The sequence below is a fragment of the Maribacter arenosus genome (genome assembly GCF_014610845.1).
Lineage (GTDB): Bacteria > Bacteroidota > Bacteroidia > Flavobacteriales > Flavobacteriaceae > Maribacter_A > Maribacter_A arenosus.
Map to the genome: position 1 here is coordinate 13,730 of NZ_JABTCG010000008.1, position 25,171 is coordinate 38,900.

Consider the following 25,171-nt stretch of genomic DNA (forward strand, 5'->3'; position numbering starts at 1 on the left):
TTATTCATCCCTTAATGCCACAATTGGTTTTATACGTGCCGCTCGCCTTGCTGGAATATACCCCGCCAGACCACCAAAAACTATTAATATAACCGTTGCAAAGATTGCGGTGCCTAAATTAATATTAGGATTTGTAATGAAAAAATCCTTTAATTTTTCCCCTAATGAACTCAGTATCCCTATTCCAATCATCATACCTACAAATCCTGAAATGGTAGTAATAAATATAGATTCTAAAAGAATGGTGCCTATCACGGATTTTGGCGTCGCCCCCAAAGCCTTTCGAATACCCAATTCCTTAGTCCGTTCCTTTACCACGAACACCATGATATTGCTAATCCCAATAATACCAGCTACGATAGTACCAAAGGCCACAAAAGCGACTATTAACTGTAAAACTCGGGCAAACTGTTGGTTTTGTTTAAGTTGATCTGCCACATTACGAATAAACAAGCCGTTTTGATCCTTAGGACTTATATACTTCTTTTCCCTTAAGAAATCATTCAAACTCTTTTCAAAAGCCATAGCCCCAGCATAACCCAATTCCGGTTTGAATGCCACAATAATCTGATCCAATTTATCCGTATTCTTCTCGATCAATTGTCGGGTTGTGTATGGGATATAGATATTTCTCTCTTCGTTATCACCGCCATCATCCTGAAACACCCCAATGACTTTGAAAGCACTCCCAGCAATGTCGATATGCTCCCCAATAGACTCATGAGCACCGAACAGATCTTGCTCGACAAGCCTGCCAATTACCGCATACTTGGTTTTGTTTTTGATATCTTCTTGATTAAGATAACGACCTTTCATCATGATCGTTTTCTCCGCAAATTGATAGGCGGGACCAACAGCCCTGGTTGTATAATTATTCGATTCTTCCTTATATTTCACTAACCCATTCCTAAATATCCTAGGTGTTGAATATTCCAAGAAAGGTGCAAAATTCTTGTTGATCTCTGCGAGATCTTCGTTGTCGAACTCTATTTGTCGATTAGATTTATAGCCTTTATAGGGCATGGAAGTACGTCCCGGAAAAATATAGAATACATTGGTCGCATCGTCTCCAAAAAACTCATCGAAAGTATTGATCAAGCCGTTGCCAAAACCAAAGAGTACAACAAATATGAGTATACCCAATGCGACAGTAAACCCGGACAAGAAAGTCCGAAGTTTATTCTTCCGGATGGTCTCAAAAATTTCATTCCAATTGTCCCTACTAAACATATTGTGAAGCTCTTACTTGTTTCACTTTTTCGTCCTTTTCTATGACGCCGTCTTTCAAATGAATAATGCGCTTGCACATATGCGCTATGTCATTTTCATGGGTTACCACCAAAATAGTGTTCCCTTGATCGTTAATTTTTTGGATCAGATCCATTACCTCATAGGAAGTAGTACTATCCAATGCCCCAGTAAGCTCATCGGCTAATAAAACCTTGGGTTCCCCCACCATGGCCCTCGCAATCGCCACTCGCTGCTTTTGACCGCCTGAAAGTTCATTGGGAAGGTGATGTGACCACTCTTTAAGACCTACCATTTCTAAATATTTCATAGATTTTGCTAGCCGTTCTTTTCGTGGAATACGTTGATAATACAACGGTAAGGCTACATTTTCGAGAGCCGACTTATAATTGATCAAATTGAAGGATTGGAAAATAAATCCCAAAAATTTATTGCGGTATTTTGCAGCTTTGGTCTCATTTAGGTTTTTTATGGGAACACCATCCAAGGTATACTCTCCAGAGTCCGCCTCATCCAACATGCCCAGGATATTCAGCAAGGTTGACTTACCTGAACCTGAAGAACCCATGATCGCTACCAATTCACCAGCTTCCGCCTTAAAATTTATACCTTTTAGAACGTGAAGGGAATTGCTTCCCATTTTATAGGATTTGTGAAGGTCTTTTATTTCAATCATGTTGGTTTGTTTGTTGTTTTGGAAATATCAAAAAAGGAATCCGACAATAGGACCACGAAGTTGTTAAAATGTTACAAGAGTTGCACCAAATTTTATGTTAAAAAAATTAATCGGCGAATTCATCTGGCTTTACTTCGTTCCATACCTTGATTTTATCTTCTTTGGAGACTCCAGATTTAATTTCCACAAAAATACCATCGCTTATTCCCAGCTCAATGTCTTTTCGCTCAAAGTTCTGCTCCCCAGTTTCAATTTCGACGAAGGGCTTTTTGGTTTTCGGATCGAACTGTACCAAGGCTTCCTTGATTGCCAAGACACTATCGGCCCTGCCTAAAATAATGGAGGCGTTGGCGCTTAAACCTGCCCGAATAAATACGGTATCCTGCTTCCTCAATGTTCCCTTGATTTCAAATTGAATCGCCCCATTCTCTTCCTTGCCCTTGGGCGCAATGTAATCCAAAATGGCATCGAATACTTTGTTCTCAATGGCACCAACAGTAATCTCCAAAGGCAGGTCTTCGGTTATCTTACCCACTTCGGACTCATCGACCTTACCCTCGAAAATCATTTTCTCGACGTCGGCAATGGCCGCAATGGTAGTGCCTTCGTTAAAATTGTTACTTTCGATCACCTGATTGCCCACTTCGACAGGCACATCCAAAACCATACCGCTCACCGTTGCACGGATCATCGTATTGGCAGCATTACCATAGCCCCTAGTTGTCCCCGTCTTAACAATGTCGTAACGCTTATTGGCCGCACTGTAGGCCTGTTGGGCTTGATCAAAACTAACCTGTGCCCGTTCCAAATCTACCTTGGAAACCACACCTTTTTCAAAAAGGCCTTTTTGGCGATCTAAATTCCGTTTTTGATCTTCAAGGGCAATCCGTGCTTCATCAATATTGTTCCTTGCGTCGTTCAATGCATTCAAATTGGGTACCACTTTTATCCGTGCCAATAAGTCGCCAGACTTTACATAATCCCCACCTTCAACAAAAACCTCTTCGATAACCCCTGAGATGTTCGGTTTTATAAGTACTTCCTCCAACGGGAGAATACTACCGGTGGCAACCGTTTTCTTAATGATCGATTGCTTGCTCGGTTGTTCTGTTTTATAAATGGTGGGGTCTTCAGCGTTTTTTTGATAGAGATAATACATGGAGCCCCCGAAGGCCAAAACGATTACTAACAATGTTATTATAGTTACCGACTTTTTCATTTTATTGTTCTATTTTAGGATTGATTGATGTTATTATTCAGTTCGTAAGGCATCTATAGGTTTTACTTTTATCGCACTTTGTGCTGGGATGTAACCCGCGAGTAATCCTGAAATTATTAAAATTACCAAGGCTGCCACGACGACTCCTAAACTAACGCTAGGGCTCAAAAACATATCTACAGGACCATTGGCATCCAATATGGCGTTGATGATATAAATAAGTAGTGCACCAAAGGAAATACCGGCCATACCAGAAATAAAGGTAAGAAATATGGATTCCATCATGATCTGTAGTTTAATGGACCATGGGTCTTCGCCCAAAGCACGCCGAATCCCTATTTCCTTGGTACGTTCCTTCACAACGATAAGCATAATGTTGCTTACTCCGATAACCCCGGAAATCAACACTAGAATTCCAACGAAATATGCGATAAAACTCATTGCCGCAAATAAACTCTCGATCCTGTTGTATTGTTCATATAAATCAAAATAACCAACTGCCCTTTTATCTTCAGGATGAATTTTCCGATTTTGCTTCACCAGGGCTACTATTCTTTCCTTTAATGAGGTAATAGAACTGCCATCTTGAGCGGTAATTGCCATCCAACCTACATTATCCGCCCTATTAAATGCTTGGGAGAATGTTGTAAAAGGAATAAATATCTCTTTTTGGGCCTCCTCACCATCCCCATCATTATTTCTTTTCTTATAGGTGCCAATGACCATGAAATTGACCCCTTGAATTTTTATATAGGTACCTATTACTTCTTCCCCTTTGTCGTACAAGCTCGATTTAACCCCTTCACCGATAATAGCGATTTTTCTTTTCTCGATAATATCAGAGTGGTTTATGAAGCGACCGGAAGTTATGGTCATTGGATCTTGGTTTATGATTTCAGGATAATCGCCATACACGCCGAAAGCACCGGTATTAATACCCCGGGTCACATTATTTGCCCCTCGAAACCCTCCCAATTGATTTCTTGGTGATACAAATCGAAGATTTGGAACATTGTCCTTGATGGCTTGGACATCTTCCAACTTAAAATTATAACTACGCCCTTTGGGCAGACCCATGTATTCCTTAGTGGTATTCCTAGACCACATGAACATGGTATTGGTAGCAATGTCCCCAAAATCGGCCATAACCCCATTTTGGAAGCCTTTGCCTGCAGCCAATAGGATAATTAGGATCAGTATACCCCAAAACACCCCAAAGGCAGTGAGGACGGTCCTGAACCAATTACTGGTTAGCACCTCTAATATCTCTTTCCAACGATCTCTATTAAACATTTCTTTTTATTATTCATCCCTAAGTGCATCGATTACATGGATATTCGCAGCCCGCCAGGCAGGGAAAAAACCTGCCACTGCCCCTGCAAAAATCAAAATGAATACGGTGGTGATGGCGACATTGAAATTTACCGTAGGATTCACTATATAATCAACCTCTATATAGGGTCCGAAAATCTCTAACAGCCCCATACTGAAAATAAGCCCGGCAAAACCAGATATGGCGGTTACAAATATGGATTCATGTAATATCATTCCCACAATTGACCAGGGTTTCGCCCCCAAAGCCTTACGAACCCCAATTTCCCTTGTTCTTTCTTTCACCACAATCAGCATAATATTGCTTACGCCCACAACTCCTGCTATTATGGTACAGATACCTACAAACCAGAAAAATAGTTTAATGCCACCTATGAGTGTAAAAAAGCGTTTGACTTCCTCAAGTGTATTGAAAACATTAATCGCACTGGTATCATCAGGGGCGACCGTATGGACCTCTTGCAAATACTGTTTCATGTCGTTGGAAAACTTAGTGGATTCCGCTACGGCCTGGTCAAAATTCTCCACAGGTTGTAAGGTATAATACAGGTTGTTTACCCTATCGGCACCATTAAAAACCCGCTGAGCCGTTGACATGGGAATAAAAATACGTTCTTCCTCTCGTTCCCCACCCATATCACCGTAAACACCTATAACCTTGAACTGAATACCTGAAATATCCAAATATTCGTTCAATGGACTAATACCATTCTTGAAAATCTCCTTTTTTATGGTGTTGCTTATTACAGCGACCTTGGCGCCATTCTTATGATCCTGATAATTAATATAACGCCCTTCTGAAATGTATTGATTTTCAACGAATTGAAAACCCGCATTTATGCCTTGCACGCTATACCCTACAGACTCTTTCTTGTAATTGACCATAGCATCCCTGACCCTGAACATAGCTGATCGATCTTTTAATTGATCGTTAAACCGGGTTTCAATGTGGTCATAGTTCTCATTCCTCATTTGTATGGTACGACCAGGATTTAAGCCTTTGTACTCTTTGGTGGTAACCTGTGTCCATACCACAATTCGATTTGAGGCATCCTCTTCAAATTCTTGGGCAATACCATTTTGCATTCCCTGACCGAAACCCAATAAAATTACAAGAATAAAAATCCCGGAAGCTACGGATAGACCCGTCAAGAACGTCCGTAATTTATTTTTACGGATCGTATCAAAAATCTCCTGCCATCTTTCGATGTCGAACATAGGGTTGGTTTTGATTGATGATTACAATAAAGACTACTGTATATCATAAGACTAGAAAGCCAAAGTATTGTTACAGTAAATGCATTAAATAAATGTTAAAAGAGGCAAGAAACATCAAGACTTCATTTTTCTATAAACAAAATAAAAAACACCAGCTACCAGCAGATAAGGAATAGCCATTAAATATACGATCCCGTTATTGATTCCTTCCGCCGAGGACGTATTGCCTTCACTTTCCAAGACTGCCCTACACATGGCGCACTGCGCCTCAATATTTTGGGGAAGCAGCAATAAGATGATAAGGGCTAAGAAGACTACTTTTGTTTTCATGGGTATGCGTAATAAGGTGATATCAACAAATAAACCACTACTCCGGTAATAGCCACATACAGCCATACGGGAAAAGTCAACTTTGCCAACGCCCTATGCTCATCGTATTTTTTTAAGTAGGCACGGGCATACGTTTTAAGTACCAACGGAATAATGCCTATTGATAAAATTATATGTGTTATCAATATAAAATAGTAGATATATTTTATCACTCCTTCACCTCCAAATGAGGTTGAATCCGAGGTCATGTGATAGGCAATATATAGCACCAAAAACACCAGCGATAGAGCAATACAAGTGGTCATTAATCTTTGGTGGAGTTCCTGTCGGCCGTTTTTAATAGCCCAAACTGCAAGTATCAGAATAACCGCAGTAAGCCCATTTATCGACGCATATATCGGCGGTAAGAAGTACAAAGGCTCCACATTGGGTATTTTAACCCCAAACATTATGGCAACCACGATGGGAACCAGTATGGAAACCCCATTGATCCACCTATTGAATTTTTTCTCTTTCTTTTGGATTTGATCCATGCGCTATTACTCCTCTAATAATTTTTCAATATCCTTCTTTAAAATGGAAATCTGTTCTTTTTCACCTTCACTGTTCTCACCCTGCTCTTCAGTAATGGTACCGCGGTAATAGATAATCGGGTTCCCAAATTCATCTACCCTAGAACGCAGATATCCTTTCTTATCTATAAGGGCGAACAGACCAGCATGTTCAAAACCTCCAGGGGCATCTGGCATTTCGGAAACAAAAATATTAAATCCCTTATTGGCCAAATCATAGATTGCCTCTTGGCTTCCGGTCATCAGGTGCCAATCTAAATTGGTGATACCGTGCTTTTCCGCATATTGCTTAAGCACCATGGGTGTATCATATTCCGGTGTAATCGTAAACGATGCCACACCAAAATCTTGCGAGGTCTTAAATGTTTCTTGCAGGTCCACAAGGTTCCGAGTCATTATAGGGCAAATGGAAGGGCACGAAGTGAAAAAGAATTCCACCACATATACCTTGCCTAAATAATCTTTATCGGTTATCAGCAAACTATCTTGATCAATAAACTCGAACGAAGGCACGCGCCGCTTTTTGCCGTTTAAGTATATATACGCCAATTCAGCATTATTATCTTTCAGGTTCATTCGGTCATTTTCAACAATAGTGCCTGAACCCACGCGATCAACGATCTTGGGAATGAAGATGATTCCAAAGACAAGGATGACCAGGGACACCCATACATATGTGTATTTATTCTTCATCAATGTAGCTATTCATTTTAATTATCTACTGGCATTGTTCTTTTTCAATGTCAACCTATATTCTGCCAAGATGATCTTAACATCATCTTCCATCTTATTGTTCAATTCTGCGACCGATGTGGCATCAAAACCGAATTTAGTCCCCTCGTCCTCATCATTGGTCCTACCGCGTAGGTTTCTATCCTTATCGATGATAAAAACATAAGGGGTTGCCAAATTTTCATCCAAAGCAAGGTCGGTTTTAAGTTCATTGAAAAACCGTTGGATCTGTTCTTTATCACCATAAGCAAACTTCCATTTTGCAACATCAGCTAAATTTCCCAATTCCGATTTAAGTGCTGCAACTTTACTTTCGTTTCCCTTTGGGACTATCATTACAAACTGAAAGTCATTAAATTCATAAAATCGTTTATAGATTTTCTGGTTCAGATTAAAGGCAATTCCCTTTTTATTTTCCAAATCACTCCCTAAAAACCCTAGAATAGTAATTTTATCCTGGAGTATAACATTGTCATCGATATTGGCGATATCACCAATATTCTCGGTTAGGGTAGGAAGCTTTCCGAAGTTATTTATGCCTGAAGCAAAGAAAAGATAGGCCACAATTGGCAGGATAAACAATACGACTAAAACAAACGTTTTTTTCATACGAAGTGATGCTGTTATCCCTAAAAAATATCGTTTGGTTTAAAGGCGATATATATTCGGGATAAAATAATAAACCTAGAACTGGATTCTACTGACAAAAATAAAAAAGACGGTCTTGAAACCGTCTTTTTATTGTGTTAATTATATCTTATTAGAAGTTCCAGGTCACGAAACCATCCTTAAAGACATTGTAGATGTAATTGCCTTCTACCAGAAGTATGAATGCCAAATAGGCCACTAAAAATACCGGTGTCCATACTATGGCCCTACGCAGGGAATTCTTTTCATCCCTTAGGTGCATAAAATCCCAGGCAATATAGTATGCCTTTACTAAAGTCAAAATAATGAAAATCCAATTCAATATTTTCATTCCCAAAAAGGAGTTCTCTGTAAGTAAAGGGGGTTTGGTAATCCCTAAAAATACCTCAACGCCAGTAACTATAGTCAAAAAGACAAGCACTCCCCATATCTTTTGGGTATTCGACTTGAATTTTAAAAGCCCCCTAAAAATTTCCAACTTGTGTTCGTGTGCCATACTAAATCTATCAATTAAAATTTTAAATCATCCTATGTGGGAATCTGAATCAAGTTCAGATTAAACCAAATAAAAGAAAGTAAATACAAATACCCAAACCAAATCCACAAAATGCCAATATAGCCCTACCTTCTCAACCATCTCATAATGGCCCCGCCTTTCGTAGGTTCCCAACACCACATTAAAGAAAATTATAAGGTTGATCATTACGCCTGAGAAAACGTGGAATCCGTGAAAACCTGTGATAAAAAAGAAGAAATCGGCAAATAATCTACTTCCATATTCATTGTGGATAAGATTGGCCCCTTCAACAACTTGGGTTGCATTTTGAAGTTTTGCCAAAGATTCTTGTCTTGATAGTACTTCTTTCTCACCCTCGGCATTTATTGTTTCGGTTCGTATAAGAATATTGGTATTGGCTTGGAAACCTGCCTTAACCTCATTTAATGAATAACTTGGTTGATATCCCTCATCGTAGAACCAAAGTCCATTATTTTTTTCGTGGGCCACTCTTTCGCCAGGTATAGTCTTGGCGAAATCGGCTAAAGAAGCCCTATCGCCCGAATCCGCTTTTACGAATTGCAGAATCCTTCCTCCTTTGGTTTCGACTGCACCATAATCACCTTTGATGAACGTTGCCCATTCCCAAGCTTGGGAGCCTACGAATATGGCACCCCCGATAATCGTCAGGAACAGATACCAAATAACACTGTTCTGTTTCATTCGATGTCCGGCATCAACGGCCAAAACCATGGTCACCGAGGACATGATCAGAATAAAGGTCATAAACGCCACATAATACATGGGGTAGTTACCATGAAAGAAAGGAACGTGGGTAAACACCTCATCTGCTATCGGCCATGTTTCCATAAACTTGAAACGTGAAAAACCATAAGCAGCCAAAAATCCGGAGAATGTTAAAGCATCTGATACCAAAAAGAACCACATCATCAATTTTCCGTAGCTCGCCCCTAAAGGACGATTACCACCACCCCAAACGCTTTCTTCCGCACCCGTTGTTACCGTAGAATCCATAAATTAGTCAGTTATCGTATGAATAGAATTTTCACAAAAATACATTTTTTTGCAGGATACAAAAGTCTAAGTCGAAGAAATCAAAAAAAATTGATTTTTTAGTCGACAAAAACCATGAATATAAGCAGATAGACCCATAAAAGGTCCAGAAAGTGCCAGAATGTTGCGCCTAGGGATAATCCCAAATATTCCTCTGAGGAATACTTTCCCTTAAATTGATTGTACAACACGACCAATAAGGAAATAATTCCCGCAACCACATGAACTATGTGTACAGCGGCGATAAGGAAAATATACGACATTTTTATACTACTTGTAGGTCCTGTGAAGTAATAGCCTTGGCCTATGAGTTGGGAAAAACCATTGAATTGCAATGCGATAAAAGCTATACCCAATCCCAAGGTAACCAACAGCCAATTCGTACATGCATTTTTAACATTCTTCTGTATGGCCTTTTTAGCCAAAATATAGGTAAGACTACTTAGAACGATGACGATCGTACTTATATAGAAGGAAGATGGCATTTCTATGTTCTCTAACCAATCTTCCCTTTTACTACTAACGATATATGCACTGGTCCAACCTGCGAAAGCCATGAGCAAACTCACAATACCGAACCATAGCATCATTTTTTTTGACCTATCATTCTTTTCTTTTTGAGTTCCTTGTGTTAAATCCATACAATTTGATTCTAAAATTTAAAATAATAAGGCCTCTTTTCACTGGCTTTGGCAATGGACCTACATGGGTAGAGGCAAGTCCCTAGAAAAATGTGGCGCTAAACTTATCCAGTACGTAGACCACTTGTATTAAAGTGATATAGGTAACACTGGCCAACATTAGTTTCCGAGCGGATATATTGTCTCTTTTTTCATATAACTTAAATGCAAAGAACAACATTACGGCCCCTAATGCAAAAATTATGACCGCGGCCAGAATCGATAATTGCAAACGCCCCGTAATGCCAAAAACCGGAATGACCGAAATTACCATCATCCATATGGTGTACATTATAATCTGTAAGGCGGTACCTTTATCTTTCTTACCTGTCGGAAGCAATTTAAACCCTCCCTTTTTATAATCTTCATCCAACATCCAGGCCAGCGCCCAAAAGTGCGGAAATTGCCAAAAAAACTGTATCATAAACAAGGTGCCGGGTTCAATGCCAAATTCATCGGTGGCGGCTACCCATCCCAACATAAAGGGAATAGCTCCCGGCAATGCGCCTACAAAAACCGACAATGGGGTCATTGTTTTTAAGGGGGTATAAACACTGGTATATAAAAATATTGAAATAGCACCGAACATGGCGGTCTTGGGATTCAGGAAATATAATGATACCACACCGAGGATGGTTAAGATAACGGCAATGGTCAAGGCCATATTCACGGACATTCTGCCCGATGGGATTGGCCTATTTTTTGTGCGATTCATTAGGGCATCCAGATCCCTTTCTATAATCTGATTGTACACATTGGAGGCTCCTACCATACAATAGCCCCCAAAAGCAAGCAGTGCCAAGGAGAGTAAACTGATGTCATAGGCGCCCAGCAAATAGCCTGCCATAGAGGAAAAAACCACACTGACCGCGAGTCTCACCTTGGTAATTTCCTTAAAATCAGCAAACATCATGGACCATGAGATGTTCTTCGCAAGCTCTATCGCCGTCTTCATTCCCATTTTTTATAAAAACGCAAATATAATCGTAGTAGGCTATGTGTGCAACCAATTACCAAGGTTTATGATTTCTTTCAAAAAATGACCATCCCCCTTTTTTACCTATGTCAAATTTGACTAGGCTTATCGTTACTGTAGCAACTTACTTATTCTACATCCCGTTGATCCATTAGTTCAAGACTACTTTGAACAAATACAAATACCCAATTGAAAACTGTAACCATCCTATTGTACTTGTACACATTATCAGATAATATCACATGTCGGTAAGGAAAAGTAGAAAAAAAAATCCCGAACCAAGGTTCGGGATTTAATACATTAAATTTATCTGGATTCCTGTTTTTACAGTACAATGAACCCTACTGTAATTTAAAGGTAATGGGGATACTGAAAGGTACCCTAACAGCCCTGCCCCTTTGCTTACCAGGCGTCATTTTAGGCAATTTACCGATAATCCTAGCCGCTTCCTGTTCCAGATTCTTATCCGGTCCACGCATTCTAACATTACCAATACTTCCATCCTTTTGAATAACAAACATGACGTTAACCCTTCCTTGAACGCCCATTTCTTGGGCAATTTCAGGGTATCTGAAGTTTTTACTGATATGTTTTTGCATTTGGGCTTGGAAACAATCACGCATTGCTTTGGCACCTTTTCCTTTTTCGCCTTCACAACCAGGGAAAATCGGTACGTCCTCAATAACCGCAAAAGGTACATCGACATCTTCCTCTACCTCTTCCACTTCAACATCTTCCACTTCAATAACCTCTTCTTCCTGGCTAGTTTCCGTAGATTCGATTACCGTTTCCTCAACCTCGACCTCATCTTCAACGATTTCAATAATCTCAGGAGCTGCAGGTGGTGGTGGTGGTGGTGGTGTTTTAATTTGTTCGGTCATTGGAACTTCCTCATCCAACATATCCTCAACGTTCATGGAAATATCATATTCATTGGTTTTTTCATACGTCTTCCATTCCAAACCTCTCCAAACCAAAAACATCACAATAGCAAGTCCTATAACGAAATAAGTACTGCTATTCCTTCTTAAATCTGCTTTTGGGTTCTTTTTTAATTCCATATTTAATTTTTTTAATGTTCGCTAATTTAACTAAATAATTGACAATAAAACAAGTAATACTTTATTTTAACCCTCTTTGTTTATAAAATCGATTGAAAATAACAATAAAACCCATGACCACGCCTGTTGTATTCGCCAGTGCGTCAAACACTTCACCGGACCTATTAACCGTCCATTTTCCTTGAATTACTTCAATAATTATACCAAATAGCACCAGTACAAAGGCCAATATTACAATTTTTCGTAGAATTACCTGCTGCCGATCTTTCAATTGCAGAACATACAAGGAGCCTAAAATCAATCCGACAAAATAGAACGTAAAATGAACTAGTTTATCGGCATAAGGGATATTGAAGGAAGACAGATCATCCCCTTCAAAAGTATATAAGCTGGAAAATGTTACGAACACCATCCAGCTTATAAATAGAATTGCAAATACGTGCCTTTTATGCACCTATTAATGCCTTATAGTCCACATCACCCAGCAAACTATCGATTTCACTGGCATCGCTAATTTTTATCTTGACCATCCAACCATCACCATAAGGATCCGTATTTACTTTTTCAGGTTCATCTTCCAAACCTTCATTAAATTCAATGATTTCCCCACTTAACGGTAAGAACAGATCGGAAACCGTCTTAACGGCTTCCACTGATCCAAAAACCTCATCCTTATCCATAGTCTCATCAACAGTCTCAACTTCAACATATACGATATCCCCTAATTCGCCTTGGGCAAAGTCAGTGATTCCCACGGTTGCTATATCACCATCAATCCTTACCCATTCATGGTCTTTGGTATATTTTAAATCTGCGGGTATTTTCATTTTTAGCTTTTTAGTATTAAACAAGCAAATGTAAATGATTTGATACCGAAATTCAAGTAAATAAAGTCCAAGTTCAAAGTTTAAAAAGTACGAAGTGCAAAATACGAGGTACTAATTTGTGTGTATGGAAGCATGGGGTATTATGTTAACTATTTTATCCAGAACATTTTCTATAGCATAGACCTAGGTTTTAACCAAACCCCTAGTTTGGTATTTACCCATAAATCTTAATTACCAAAGTTATATTTCAACGTAAACCCAGTATTGATGGTGGTTTGTGGAAAGGCTGTTGAGACTGCGAATTTAGAGAATGAATGATCATAAAAGAACAAGGCATTCAGGTTTTTACTCAACGCGTAGTCTGCAGTAAACTTAAGCGAGAATAGGTTTTGGCCAGAAGTTATTTGATTATTGTCTATGTCCAAATTTCGGATAATCGTGATATTATCTCGAAGTGTAACATCAGTTTTAAGATTCAAATCTCCCTTTAAACGGGTCTTGTTTCCCCCAATATTCGTTACGAATTTTACATCTTTAAGGCGATAGCCTAAGCCAATGGTATATTCCTTCCCATTGATTTCGGTCATTAAATTATTGTCAAAACTCAAGGACAAGGCCCTATCGCTTCGTATTTCGGCCAAAACACTTACGGAGTTTTTCATCTCAAAATCGACACGCACCAAAGGATTAAACTGATCGGTCAACACCAAATTGTTCAAGATCAGATCAGGTAACCTATCCCCATTCTCAACATCGAATTGGGTATTTTGTTTTTCCAAATTGGTCTGGAAAGAATTGATACTATAGGAAGCCCTATATCCATGGCTTAAGGAAAAACGCTTGAATTTCTTTTTGAACCATTTATTTCGCATCAGTCCCGTATATTTGATGTTCCAATTGGGTATCGGTATCTGTCTGAACGCATCCAAATTCACCCGATCTACATCCTGCCCTGTATAAGCGGCAAAAAAAGCGGGTAATAACACGTCTTGTTGTGTTTTTCCATAACGTTCCGGGAATCCATCATCATCAAGAGTACCCGGTAATTCACCACGATCTGATACCAGTCTATTGGCAATGGTAATCCTGTTTTGTTTGAAGGTCTCGAATAGTTCCGAGGTGAATTCGTCGCTTTTTGTAAAGGCGGTGCCGATCATCATGGTTGAAATACTGAAATTGCCATATTCATTGCCCAATTGATTTATATATTCGTACTGCCCATTACCAAGATTATCAATCTCAAAATTCTCTTGATAGCTGCTGGAATATTGTCTGTCTGCTGAAAGGTCGATGGTCAGATCCCGCATGGGTTGGGCCGTAGCCGTAATGTTCAACTGCCTATTGGTCCTTTTAATGAACTGTTCGTTAAAATCCGCGAAATTGGTCAACCAGCCATTCCTAGCTGCTTCATAGCGAACATCGGCCTGATTACCGAAAACAAAGCCAATTGTAGGCCTGGCGGTTCCCACGAATCCTACGGATTGTGTATATCCTGGAAGGACCGTACCATTACTCTCATTGTAATTTACATTTAGCCTTTTGACCATCGTGACAATATCTATCGCCGTATTGAACAAAGCACTGGTTTTCTGTTCGGGCGACTTTGTTTCGGAAGCCGCATTTCCGGCCTTATCCCGTCGAACTGGTGCTTGTCTTGTGTTTCCCTTACCATCACGTTTCTTTAGTCCGATCAAATCGTAGAATTTTTGCATGCTCAGCGTTGCCGTCAAGTTATGCGTATTGGCATTCTGAACGGTATTGATGGAAGTTTCGTAGCCAAGAGCATCACTTGCTACTTCTGACAAGGCATCGCCCCCTCGTTGCCAATCAAAATTACTGGTATATGAATATTGGGCATTTATAAAATCCAGTGCCGGAATTTTGTTAAATGGAAGTTCATAGTTCAATTGCATTTCCTGTGCATGACGGTTAGGTTCGCCCAAGTCCCAGAAGCCATCCCATAAGCCCAAGGCCTGGTTAATTTCCGAATCCGGGTTTCCGTCTTCTGTAAAATAATTCCGGACAATATTATTGTTGCTGGCAGTCAAAATTAGGCTTAATGATTTGCTAAGGCTATAATTAATGGCGTACTGCCAATTGAATAAATAATTCCGTTGCTGAAGGAACGGTAGATCCAAGGACTCTACCCCAGGCTCAAAAACCTCCCTAAAACGTTGTTGGTTAAACTGCCTATTGATATTGGAATTTACCGAAACACTGGCCGGCAATAAATTAAAGTTCAACGCTTTCAGCCATTGCCAATATTGCCCGGTAAACAAGGAATCCTTTTTTGCAAAAGGGGCCACTTCAATAGGTTTGAAATTGTGGCTATAAACGAAACCCGTATTTACATTTTGATCCCGTAATGTTGCGATTTCAAAATCCCGATGATCGGTCTCGTTATATGAATAATTAAATGTAAAGTTCTCAATATCGTAGAAATTGGCTTCGGCCTCTTCCCCCCTATCTTTGCGAACGCCGATTAAATTTATACTGGTACGCTTGGTATAATCCTCAGCCTGTTGCAAGGTCTGATCAGCTTCTTCCTGTGTCGAGGCCGAAGCCACGAGATCATCCAATTTTAGATCATCATAGACAGGGTCGAATTCGGGTGTGATCATTTGTTCGGAGATCCCATAATTAAAAGGCACCTGAATACCCCATTTTTTAGGCAATAATTGTCCCACGTTCACATTGGTCACCAGATCATAAGAAACAGCATCTTCCCGTGCACGTTCATTCGGCATTTGGTCAATAGCGCCAAAACCGGAAGTACTTTTGCTTCCTGTTGCCGAGATATTCGCAAAATCGGCTATGTTGGCATCGATGGAAGCCACCGCGGCCCATCCACCATTATTATCCAATCCGGCAAGACGAAGTTCATTGAACCATACCTCGCCCCTCGCAGGTAAGTCGTCAATGTTCTTGATACCGACCATCATGCTACGAACGCTTCCCAAGGACGGATTACCACGAATACCGATCCGTAGTCTTCCCAAAGTCCTAGGTGCAAATTCAGCTACAGGAACTATCTCCCCATTGTCAACCTCAAAAAACTGTAATTCGTTCAATGGGGTATTAGTCCTATTGGCGATTCGAAGCGATTTAACCTTGTTCAAATCGCTTAAAAGTATTTCCATTTCGTTTACATCGGGCCAAATCTCACTTTCGGAAGCCGCACCATGGGGCGTGAATTGCAAGGGCAATTCTACCTGATAAAAGTTCTGTGACAAATCGGTCCCTAATCGTAAGAACCCTACCAATGGTGTATCATCGTCAGAGTAATCGCTACTTATGATCTTTTCTGCATGTAAGAACATTTTTAATTTCTTATACTGGCGAATATCAATGTTCAAACTTTTAAAAACCCCTCGTGAATCCTGTGATTGTAAATTGTCAACTTTAAAAGACAGGGATTGCTCATTCTGACGAATAATGGTATTGTTATTGTTCAATTGCTCACGAACAACTCCCGGCGGCATCACATAGGAAATCGGAGTCCTAGTGTTGTTCTCTTCAATATTGACCGTGTTTACATCAACTACGGTCCCATCATCCGAAGGGTCATTGTCGATCAGTTCATCTTCCAAGGTTTTGGTATAGGTCCGCCAATCGCCACGGACCAAATCCAAGGTAGCAAAACGAAGTACTACATCACTACTGAACCCAGTAAGGTACATCCGCATAAAGCTAATGGACCTAAAGTCGGTAACCCCTCCAACGGCATCCGTAAAATCGCTTAATGGAATCTTATATTGGATCCATCTGCGATTCAATTGTGTGCCATTTGGTAAATCGGGCGTAACCCCTTCCTTAATATCGGTCACATATTTATCGTTGATACCGGTATTTGGTTTTATGGCTATTCTATATTCATAATAACTATTCACCGTATTCATGGTCAAATCACGGTCTATATCCTCAACATCGGGCAAAGTGGTAGATCCACGATTGGTATTGGTTACCTGCACAGGAGAGTTGCCATCCGGGTTGTTAAAATCTAGATAACGTTCCAAGATACTCCCCTCTCGATTAAGGTAGTATTCATAATTGTCCAAGGCAGGATCCTCACCCGGACCATAAATGGCAGCTTCGGCACTATCATCCAAACCGTCGAAACCCACATCTTGCAATACACGGTTATTCTCATTAGCATCGAACGCGTACACTAATGCCTGGGTGGCAGGCACAATCCCCCATGAGGGTTGATGAATCAGTGCATCGGCCTCTATTGGCAACCCATTTTCATATTGTTTTCTTCCATCTTTCAATATATCCTCTGAGATATTCCCCAAGTTAAAAACCAATTCCCCGGGACTTGTGGCTATACCATCGACATAGGGGTCCAAAACCCAAAATTGAACAAATTCAACATTTGATTGTTCAAAGTCGGTACTGCTCAAAGATCGCATGACACCAGCCCACTTATCCTGGCCAGCTTCCGTATCAAAATCCGGATTCGTATTATAAGGTCCCTTTGCATTGGGATAATAGGCCAAATCCAATGTGCCTTGCACCGTGGTTTGTCCCTGTGCTATATCTACCTGAGGAAAGACCTCATCGATAAACACCCTTCTGGTGGCATTGGTCGAGATATCATTATCGCTTATGCTTGTTGGCCTTTGGTTGGTATAAAAAATCGGGTCAATCGTATACCATGCCATTTTTGCCCTACCATGGCCATTGATCAAGTTCGCTGGGTCTTCAGGAGAGCTTCCGGAAAGCACACCTCCAGGAGCGAATTCCAATGGGGTACTGGCCAGTGACCAACCCAATGAAGATCGAATATCTATTAAGGCCTGGGCACCTTCAAAATCATCCAAATATGTTGTAGTCTCACCTTGAAAATCGGCATTTTTAGGAGAGTTTGGTTTTAGCCAGGCGACCTCGCCACGTACCGATACATTTGAAGGGACGTCGGTATCAATATTCGGAAGCTTGTTAACCATACGTGTCAAAAAAGGAACTTCTGTTGAGAAGTTACCATTCAAACCGAAGATGGTATTATTTACAGGTTCGACTCCAAAATTCGATTTTTGTGTTAATGGCCGTTCGTTCAAATTCAACAGGGTGGCGCCCAAGACAAAATTCTTGTTCACCTGATGTTCCACATTAATACCCGTAAACCTTCTGGTCTGTTGGCCAAAGACGGCATTGTTCTCTACCGAAATATTAATGGGGGTGTTGGAAGCCTCAAGACTGGGGTCCAAAATCTGAACCGTCCCGGCCTGATAATTCACGGTATAATCAATCCCTTCCTGTAAGGTTCGGCCACCGGCCGTTACCCTCACAGAACCTCGCGGAACGTTAAAGGCCCCGATTGGTATACCATTAGTACCTTCCGATTTGTACTTACCTTTCAATAAGAATTTATTCTTTACTGGATCTTGTAATGCCGCAGCCTTTGTCTGGGTATACATATCCCTGAATACATATTTCTGTTGGTTTGCATTGTATCCTTGGTCATTAATAACATCATAGGTACCACCACCCAACAATTCGAACATATATTCCCCAAAAGGTTCCACCTTGGTAAATATGATTCGTCCACCTTGGGTATCAACAGTAAGTCCGGGAATAAAATCAAAGAAGCCATCACCGCCGGATTGCACATCGTTATAGGTATTCAATCTATCGAGATTAAAGACATCGAGCAGAATACGTTCTTGCAAAGGTTTGGGCGTATTTGGCCAACCTGAGCCTGGTCCTTCTGCCACAGGGGTTATGTAATTTCTGGGTGTGGGATCAGAATACAGGATATTCAATTTAAAATCATCCTCACTTAATCTAAAGGCCCCAGTGGCATAAATATTCTTCATCATCAAGTCCCAAATGGGATCCGTGATATTAGTGATATTACTTTTCAGCAATTTAAGCACCAAAGTATTATTATTCAGAATTGGATTAACCCCATTAACACCTCCCGTTACAGTGGTGGCATCCAGTCCGCCGTTTGCAAATTCACCGACTTGGTATACTTCCCCATTATAGGTATACTGGTAGGCGACAGCCAAGACCTCATCATTGCTTAACCTTTGGTTCAAGGAGATATACCCTAATTGGGAATTGAACTGATAATCCCTATTTACCTCGAGTTTTCGTGCATTTTCGAGTATGGCATAATCAAATCCTTGATTCACTTGATACCCAGGGACATTAAAGCCTGATTCGACAGTGGCAATATCCCTAATTGAAGATGTCAATGCCCCTGAACCTATAGTCGAGGGATCAAAATCATTAGCGTTATTTCTGGGCAATACATTACTTGGATTATTGAAGAACCCTGCGGGATCCCCGTTAGCGATACCTATCCTAGTTTTTTCTTCCCTCGATTCCCCTAAATCCTGAAGTGCCACAACATTGCGGACATTCAAGGTTTGCTGGCTTCTATTGGTCACCCAAACCTCCAATCGGGTTATCTGTACCTGACTATTTATATACGGGTAATTCGCCAAAGCAGCATCATAGTTATCCCGAAAATATTGGGCGAGGTAAAAGTGTCTGTCCTCATCATAATCCAAAGCCGTCAATGAAAATTCATTGATGGTTCCCCCTCCTTGGGCAACAACCGTATTGTTTTGTGATCTTTGTTCCGAGAATACAGCGGTAACCTTTGTCTTTCCGAATTGTAGTTGGGTTTTAACCCCAAACAGACTTTGTGCCCCTGTAATCAATGAACTATTAAGGGGCATATTTACATTACCAACTTCTATCTTCTGTAGTATATCATCTTCGGTAGGTGTATAATCGAGTTTAACGATATTCTGAAAATCGAAGGTAGCCTCAGTATCATAGTTTGCGGTAACTTGCAATCGTTCCCCGATCTTGCCCAACATACTTAAACTGATCCGTTGGTCGAAATCGAATGATAAATTGGTGCGGTTTCTTGGTGAAAGCGAAGGGTTGTCATTTTTCTGCCAAATCACCCCTAAATCCATGGCTACGGAACCTTGAGGAATTACTTCGATGGTATTGCCCCCAAAAACCGATTGGAAAAAATTGTTATTGACGTAGAAATTAGGCAATAGGTTTTTTCTAGCATCCTCACTCCCTTCTTTCTTACCTGAATAAGCATCGTTCTTTTCCTTAAAATAGTCTTTCATATCCTCTTTGCGAACCAATTCGAAATACTGTTCGGGTGTAAGGATAATGGGGTAGCCGATATTAAAATCGCCTACTTTCTCAGAATAGATATATCGATCAAGTTGGGGGTCGTAAATGTATTTGGTAGTTATGCTCTGGGGATTGGCCATTTTTAATTTCCCCAGGGAAAAGCCGGTAGCTACAGTGTCCTGTACTTGATCATTACCGCTTTCCTGCTCTGTTTCCTGGGCATAGGACTGTTCTGTGCACACTAGGAAAAAGGCGAATAGGAATATAAGCTTAAATGAATATTTAAGAATTTTTTTTGCCCCTTGTTTCAAACTTTTTACAAATTTTTAAGCGCCAGTTTAATAATGTTCTCTACGCTTAGTGAAGGGTCTTGGTGTACTATCTTGTCGACAACCTTATCGGCCTGTCTACGGACAAATCCAAGAACCTCTAAAGCAGATAACGCTTCTTCTTTATTTGTATTGTTTGAATTGATGGAAACTTCGTCAATATCGGATACCTTCAAAACCTTGTCCCGAAGGTCTAGAATAACCCTTTGAGCGGTTTTGGCCCCTATACCCTTGATTCCCTGAATTGTAACCACATCGGCATGGGCAATAGCATCCCGTATTTGGGCCGGTGACAAGGAGGAAAGCATCGTCCTAGCCGTACTCGCCCCTATTCCAGAAACTGACAACAACAACCTGAAGATCTCCCTTTCCGATTTCTCGGCAAATCCAAAAAGTGTATGTGAATCTTCACGAACCTGTAAATGGGTGAACAGGCATATATTTTCTTGGTCTTTGATATTCGAAAACGTATTTAGGGAAATATTCACGAAATATCCCACTCCCGCACATTCTATAATAACATGGGTAGGGTTTTTTTCGATTAATTTTCCATTAAGATGATGTATCATGGAGTGTTCTTAGTTTGTGGTTTGTAAAGTTAAGAAGTTAATGGAATGAATTTCTTCGCATTTTTATTAGTAACGATTTTATTTTCTATTATTTGGAGTTGTCACTTCCCCAAACGCACCCAAGTTGGTTGTGCGCTCAGAAACCACATTGGCAACACCTCCCTGTAGGCTTTAAATGCAAACTATAACCCTAAACCCATACCTTTCAATACAGCCATCTGCCTAGTACTCACTTTTTTTTGCGCTTTCTCTTTTCCCTTTCTTGGGCATCAATAACCGCGACAGCCGTCATATTCACCATTTCGTCAACATCTGCTCCCAATTGTAGCACATGTACCGATTTTCTTAAACCAAGCATGATTGGCCCAATCGAATCCGCACCATTGAGTTCTTTTAATAACTTATAGGTAATATTCGCCGATTCCAAATTGGGGAATACCAATGTATTCACCTTTTTACCAGCCAATTTTGAAAATGGGAATTGACTTTGATGCAGCTCCTTATTAAGGGCGAAATCTGTCTGTATCTCCCCATCAACTATAAGCTCGGGATGGGTCTCATGTAAAATTTCAACGGCCCTGTTTACCTTTCTAGCATTAGGATGTGTTGAAGACCCAAAATTGGCATAGGACAACATGGCAATAATTGGATCAAAGCCAAAAGCTTTTGCCAAATTTGCAGTCATCACCGCAATTTCGGCTAGCACTTCGGCCGTTGGATCAATGTTTATTGACGTATCGGCCAAAAACAATGGCCCTTTTTCCGTGTTCATAATATTCACCGTTGCCGCACGTTTTACACCCTTGGCCCTGCCGATTACTTCAAATACCGGTTTAATAACCGTTGGATACGCCCTGGAGTAACCTGAAATCATCCCATCCGCATCATTTTCAAAAACCATCATAGCCGCATAGTAGTTGCGTTCCCTCATTTTGGTTTTAGCTCCATACAAGGTAATTCCATCCCTTTTGGTTCCTTCCCAAAATCTCGTCGCATATTGCTCTCTTTTTTCCAAAGAGTCGTCAGCTTTCGGATCTATTATTGTTACGTCGGCATTAAACTCAAGTTCTTTTTTAAGTTCTTTGATAATTTCCTTATTCCCTAACAATATTGGAATGGCGATTCCTTCTTCATGGACTATCTGGGCAGTCTTCAATACATCCAAATGATTGGCTTCGGCAAACACTATCTTTTTAGGATTTACTTTGGCCCTTTGGTGCAATAATCTAACCACCTTATTATCGCTACCTGAACGTTGCAATAACTGCTCACGATATTTCGCCCAATCCTTGATAGGTTCCTTGGCCACTCCACTATCCATTGCTGCCTTCGCTACAGCAGGGGGTATCTCGGATATCAATCTTGGATCAAAAGGTTTAGGAATAATATAATCCTTACCAAAAGTCAACCTGGTTTCGGAATAGGCGATATTTACCTGTTCGGGAACGGATTGTTTGGTCAATTCGGCCAAGGCGACCACTGCGGCCATTTTCATTTCTTCATTGATCTTTGTGGCCCTAACATCGAGAGCACCCCTAAAAATAAATGGGAAGCCCAATACATTATTGACTTGATTGGGATGGTCAGATCTTCCAGTGGCCATAATAATGTCCTTCCTGGTCTTCACGGCCAAATCGTATGAAATTTCAGGATTGGGGTTGGCCATGGCAAAAACAATAGGATCCTTAGCCATAGACTTTAACATCGTCGGCGTCACGATGTCGGCAATTGATAAACCAATGAATACATCGGCATCTTTCATGGCCTGGGTCAAGGTATCTATTTTTCTTCCCGTTGCAAATTCCAGTTTTTCTTTGGAAAGATTCTCTTGGTCTTTGCGAATTACCCCCTTACTATCGAGCATTACTATATTTTGGGCCTTAGCCCCAAAAGCTTTGTATAGCCTTGTACATGAGATGGCGGCTGCCCCGGCTCCACTGATTACAATGCGGATATCTTCGATTTTCTTCTTTGTAACGACCAAAGCGTTCAACAAGGCTGCAGCTGAAATGATGGCTGTTCCATGCTGATCATCGTGCATTACAGGAATGTCCAGTTCATCCTTAAGACGTCTTTCAATTTCAAAAGCCTCTGGTGCTTTTATATCCTCGAGGTTGATTCCTCCGAATGTGGGAGCAATGGCCTTAACAGTTTCGACAAATTTATCGACATCCGTGGCGTCGATTTCGATATCCATACCATCTATATCGGCAAAAATCTTAAATAACAGACTTTTTCCTTCCATGACCGGCTTGGAAGCCTCTGGTCCAATATTGCCCAACCCTAAAACGGCGGTTCCATTGGAAATAATCGCTACTAAATTGCCCTTGGAGGTATATTTATATACATTATCGACATTCTTGGCAATCTCCAGACAAGGTTCTGCTACCCCCGGTGAATAGGCCAAAGCAAGATCTCTTTGGGTGGAATAACTCTTCGAGGGTACTATTTTTATTTTACCGGGTTGAGGCTTGGCATGATAAACAAGCGCTTCACTTTTTAACTTTTTCTCACTCATGGTCAACAGTTGAAAATCAAATTTAGGGGTATTCTTTGGAAAAAATAAATTGACGGATCAATTGTTGATTATATCACAACAAAGTCAAATTAAAGTACTATTAGTTTACAATGATCATTGGCGGTCAAGAGTAGTTATCCTCCCACCCAATTAGAATGATCTACCGCATTTCAATCCCGCTCCTCTTCTTTTGACACATTCAATCGCAAGGCCAAGAGGGCGGATATTATAAAGAATATTCCAGCAAATATAATAGCATTTATTGCATTTGCCCCTAAAAGATTTTTATAGATCATACCAAAGGTCAGCGTCTCTATTCCCATTGGTATCACGATCATCATATTCAAAATGCCCATATACACCCCACGACGTTCTTGGGGCACAATTTTGGATACCATCGTATAGGGTATACCCATCATGGCTGCCCATCCTATGCCAAAAAAGACCATTGGAAAAAGCACATAGACTGGATCGGTAATATAGGGTATGGACAACAATGCCAATCCTGTTCCCAATAAACTAGCTGCATAGATTTTCTTTCCCCCATATTTTAAGGTCAATGGCACGAGCATCAGGGCCACAACAACCGTTGCAATATTATAAGTAGTGCTCATTTTTGCCGACTGGGCTGCAGCAGATGAGAGGTCAAAGCCCATCGTCTTCATAAAGAGGGGGGTGATATACTGCCAATAAACAAAAAGCGCATACCATTGAAAAAGGTATACAATTGACAGTTTCCACATAAATTTAGGCATCTCTTTTACCGCGTTTGAGATTTCAATAAAAGGCATTTTGAAACGCTCAATGAAAGGCAAGGACTTATGCGAATTTATTTCTTTCAGTTCTTCATAGGAAGGAGGAATTTCAGGGGTTTTAATAACGGACCACAAGATGGTTCCTACAGATAGTACAGAACCGATAAAGAAGGAATAGTATAACCACTTGGGAATAGTGCCCGCAACCTCGATTGAGGTATCCCCTCCGAACCAGTCTTGGAATAAAAATATGGAAGCATTTGCCAAGACTATGCCAGCACCGACAAACAGACTCTGCATCTGATAACCCAGACTCAATTGCTTTTCTGGTAACTTATCCCCTACAAAAGCGCGATATGGCTCCATGGCCATATTATTCCCTACATCCAATATCCACAATAACCCTACGGCAAACCACAAAGCCGGACTTAACGGAAAGGCAAACAGACATAGACTACCGATTATAGCCCCAATCAAGAAAAAGGGTTTTCGTCTTCCCCAACGTGGCGACCATGTCTTATCGGAAATAGCCCCGATAATGGGTTGAACCACCAGACCTGTAACGGGGCCTGCGATATTCAAAATAGGCAACATGTCTTCGGGTGCCCCCAAGAACAAGAAAACTGGGTTGATAGCCGTTTGTTGCAGCCCAAAACTGAACTGGATTCCCAAGAATCCCACATTCATATTGAAAATTTGCCAAAAACTTAGGGTTGGTTTTTTAAAGAGGTCCATATAGTAAAAAGTTAGGTGGTAAAACTGCCGAACAAGATACTATAATAAATGCTGAAATAGGAA

20 protein-coding genes are annotated in these 25,171 nt (G+C 40.6%); all 20 read right to left on the reverse strand.

The window, feature by feature from the left end:
• The 20 genes from HPE63_RS17260 to HPE63_RS17355 all read right to left on the reverse strand — a co-directional run bounded on the left by HPE63_RS17260 (position 1) and on the right by HPE63_RS17355 (position 25,060).
• On the reverse strand, positions 1 to 1,230 hold the full coding sequence (locus HPE63_RS17260) for an ABC transporter permease (RefSeq protein WP_188315557.1): 1,230 nt from the start codon (positions 1,228 to 1,230) through the stop codon (positions 1 to 3).
• A complete protein-coding gene (locus HPE63_RS17265) occupies positions 1,223 to 1,924 on the reverse strand; it encodes an ABC transporter ATP-binding protein (RefSeq protein ID WP_188315558.1) in 702 nt (233 codons plus the stop codon). The genes HPE63_RS17260 and HPE63_RS17265 overlap by 8 nt, the downstream gene beginning before the upstream one ends.
• Before the next feature lie 106 nt (positions 1,925 to 2,030).
• On the reverse strand, positions 2,031 to 3,143 hold the full coding sequence (locus HPE63_RS17270; RefSeq protein ID WP_188315559.1) for an efflux RND transporter periplasmic adaptor subunit: 1,113 nt from the start codon (positions 3,141 to 3,143) through the stop codon (positions 2,031 to 2,033).
• 33 nt (positions 3,144 to 3,176) lie between these two features.
• Positions 3,177 to 4,436: an ABC transporter permease gene (locus HPE63_RS17275; RefSeq protein WP_188315560.1), complete on the reverse strand. Its 1,260-nt coding sequence runs from the start codon at positions 4,434 to 4,436 to the stop codon at positions 3,177 to 3,179.
• 9 nt (positions 4,437 to 4,445) lie between these two features.
• Positions 4,446 to 5,693 (reverse strand): ABC transporter permease, encoded by a 1,248-nt coding sequence (locus tag HPE63_RS17280; RefSeq protein ID WP_188315561.1) that lies wholly within the window; start codon positions 5,691 to 5,693, stop codon positions 4,446 to 4,448.
• Positions 5,694 to 5,807: 114 nt separating this feature from the next.
• The gene (locus HPE63_RS17285; protein WP_188315562.1) at positions 5,808 to 6,023 is read right to left on the reverse strand and encodes a hypothetical protein; all 216 of its coding nucleotides are present in this window, start codon (positions 6,021 to 6,023) and stop codon (positions 5,808 to 5,810) included.
• A complete protein-coding gene (locus HPE63_RS17290; protein WP_188315563.1) occupies positions 6,020 to 6,556 on the reverse strand; it encodes a DUF420 domain-containing protein in 537 nt (178 codons plus the stop codon). The genes HPE63_RS17285 and HPE63_RS17290 overlap by 4 nt, the downstream gene beginning before the upstream one ends.
• 6 nt (positions 6,557 to 6,562) lie before the next feature.
• Complete coding sequence (locus tag HPE63_RS17295) at positions 6,563 to 7,288, reverse strand: SCO family protein (RefSeq protein ID WP_188315564.1); 726 nt, start codon at positions 7,286 to 7,288, stop codon at positions 6,563 to 6,565.
• A 21-nt stretch (positions 7,289 to 7,309) separates the two neighbouring features.
• Positions 7,310 to 7,936 (reverse strand): hypothetical protein, encoded by a 627-nt coding sequence (locus HPE63_RS17300; RefSeq protein ID WP_188315565.1) that lies wholly within the window; start codon positions 7,934 to 7,936, stop codon positions 7,310 to 7,312.
• A gap of 151 nt (positions 7,937 to 8,087) precedes the next feature.
• A complete protein-coding gene (locus HPE63_RS17305; protein ID WP_188315566.1) occupies positions 8,088 to 8,471 on the reverse strand; it encodes a cytochrome C oxidase subunit IV family protein in 384 nt (127 codons plus the stop codon).
• A 60-nt stretch (positions 8,472 to 8,531) separates the two neighbouring features.
• On the reverse strand, positions 8,532 to 9,506 hold the full coding sequence (locus tag HPE63_RS17310; protein ID WP_188315567.1) for a cytochrome c oxidase subunit 3: 975 nt from the start codon (positions 9,504 to 9,506) through the stop codon (positions 8,532 to 8,534).
• 98 nt (positions 9,507 to 9,604) lie between these two features.
• On the reverse strand, positions 9,605 to 10,186 hold the full coding sequence (locus HPE63_RS17315; protein ID WP_188315568.1) for a cytochrome c oxidase subunit 3: 582 nt from the start codon (positions 10,184 to 10,186) through the stop codon (positions 9,605 to 9,607).
• Positions 10,187 to 10,268: 82 nt separating this feature from the next.
• Positions 10,269 to 11,180, reverse strand: coding sequence for a heme o synthase (cyoE, locus tag HPE63_RS17320; protein ID WP_188315569.1), 912 nt, complete (start codon positions 11,178 to 11,180; stop codon positions 10,269 to 10,271).
• A 362-nt stretch (positions 11,181 to 11,542) separates the two neighbouring features.
• Positions 11,543 to 12,262 (reverse strand): energy transducer TonB, encoded by a 720-nt coding sequence (locus tag HPE63_RS17325; protein WP_188315570.1) that lies wholly within the window; start codon positions 12,260 to 12,262, stop codon positions 11,543 to 11,545.
• Between the two features lie 61 nt (positions 12,263 to 12,323).
• Complete coding sequence (locus HPE63_RS17330; protein WP_188315571.1) at positions 12,324 to 12,674, reverse strand: VanZ family protein; 351 nt, start codon at positions 12,672 to 12,674, stop codon at positions 12,324 to 12,326.
• A gap of 34 nt (positions 12,675 to 12,708) precedes the next feature.
• Complete coding sequence (gene gcvH, locus HPE63_RS17335) at positions 12,709 to 13,089, reverse strand: glycine cleavage system protein GcvH (protein ID WP_188315572.1); 381 nt, start codon at positions 13,087 to 13,089, stop codon at positions 12,709 to 12,711.
• Between the two features lie 227 nt (positions 13,090 to 13,316).
• A complete protein-coding gene (gene sov, locus HPE63_RS17340) occupies positions 13,317 to 20,513 on the reverse strand; it encodes a T9SS outer membrane translocon Sov/SprA (protein ID WP_188315573.1) in 7,197 nt (2,398 codons plus the stop codon).
• 5 nt (positions 20,514 to 20,518) lie between these two features.
• Complete coding sequence (gene ruvA / locus HPE63_RS17345; protein WP_188315574.1) at positions 20,519 to 21,100, reverse strand: Holliday junction branch migration protein RuvA; 582 nt, start codon at positions 21,098 to 21,100, stop codon at positions 20,519 to 20,521.
• Between the two features lie 229 nt (positions 21,101 to 21,329).
• Positions 21,330 to 23,618 (reverse strand): NADP-dependent malic enzyme, encoded by a 2,289-nt coding sequence (locus tag HPE63_RS17350; protein WP_188315575.1) that lies wholly within the window; start codon positions 23,616 to 23,618, stop codon positions 21,330 to 21,332.
• A gap of 170 nt (positions 23,619 to 23,788) precedes the next feature.
• Positions 23,789 to 25,060 carry an MFS transporter gene (locus tag HPE63_RS17355; RefSeq protein ID WP_223198209.1) on the reverse strand — a complete coding sequence of 424 codons (1,272 nt, stop codon included), beginning with the start codon at positions 25,058 to 25,060 and terminating at the stop codon, positions 23,789 to 23,791.
• Positions 25,061 to 25,171: the final 111 nt, after the last annotated feature.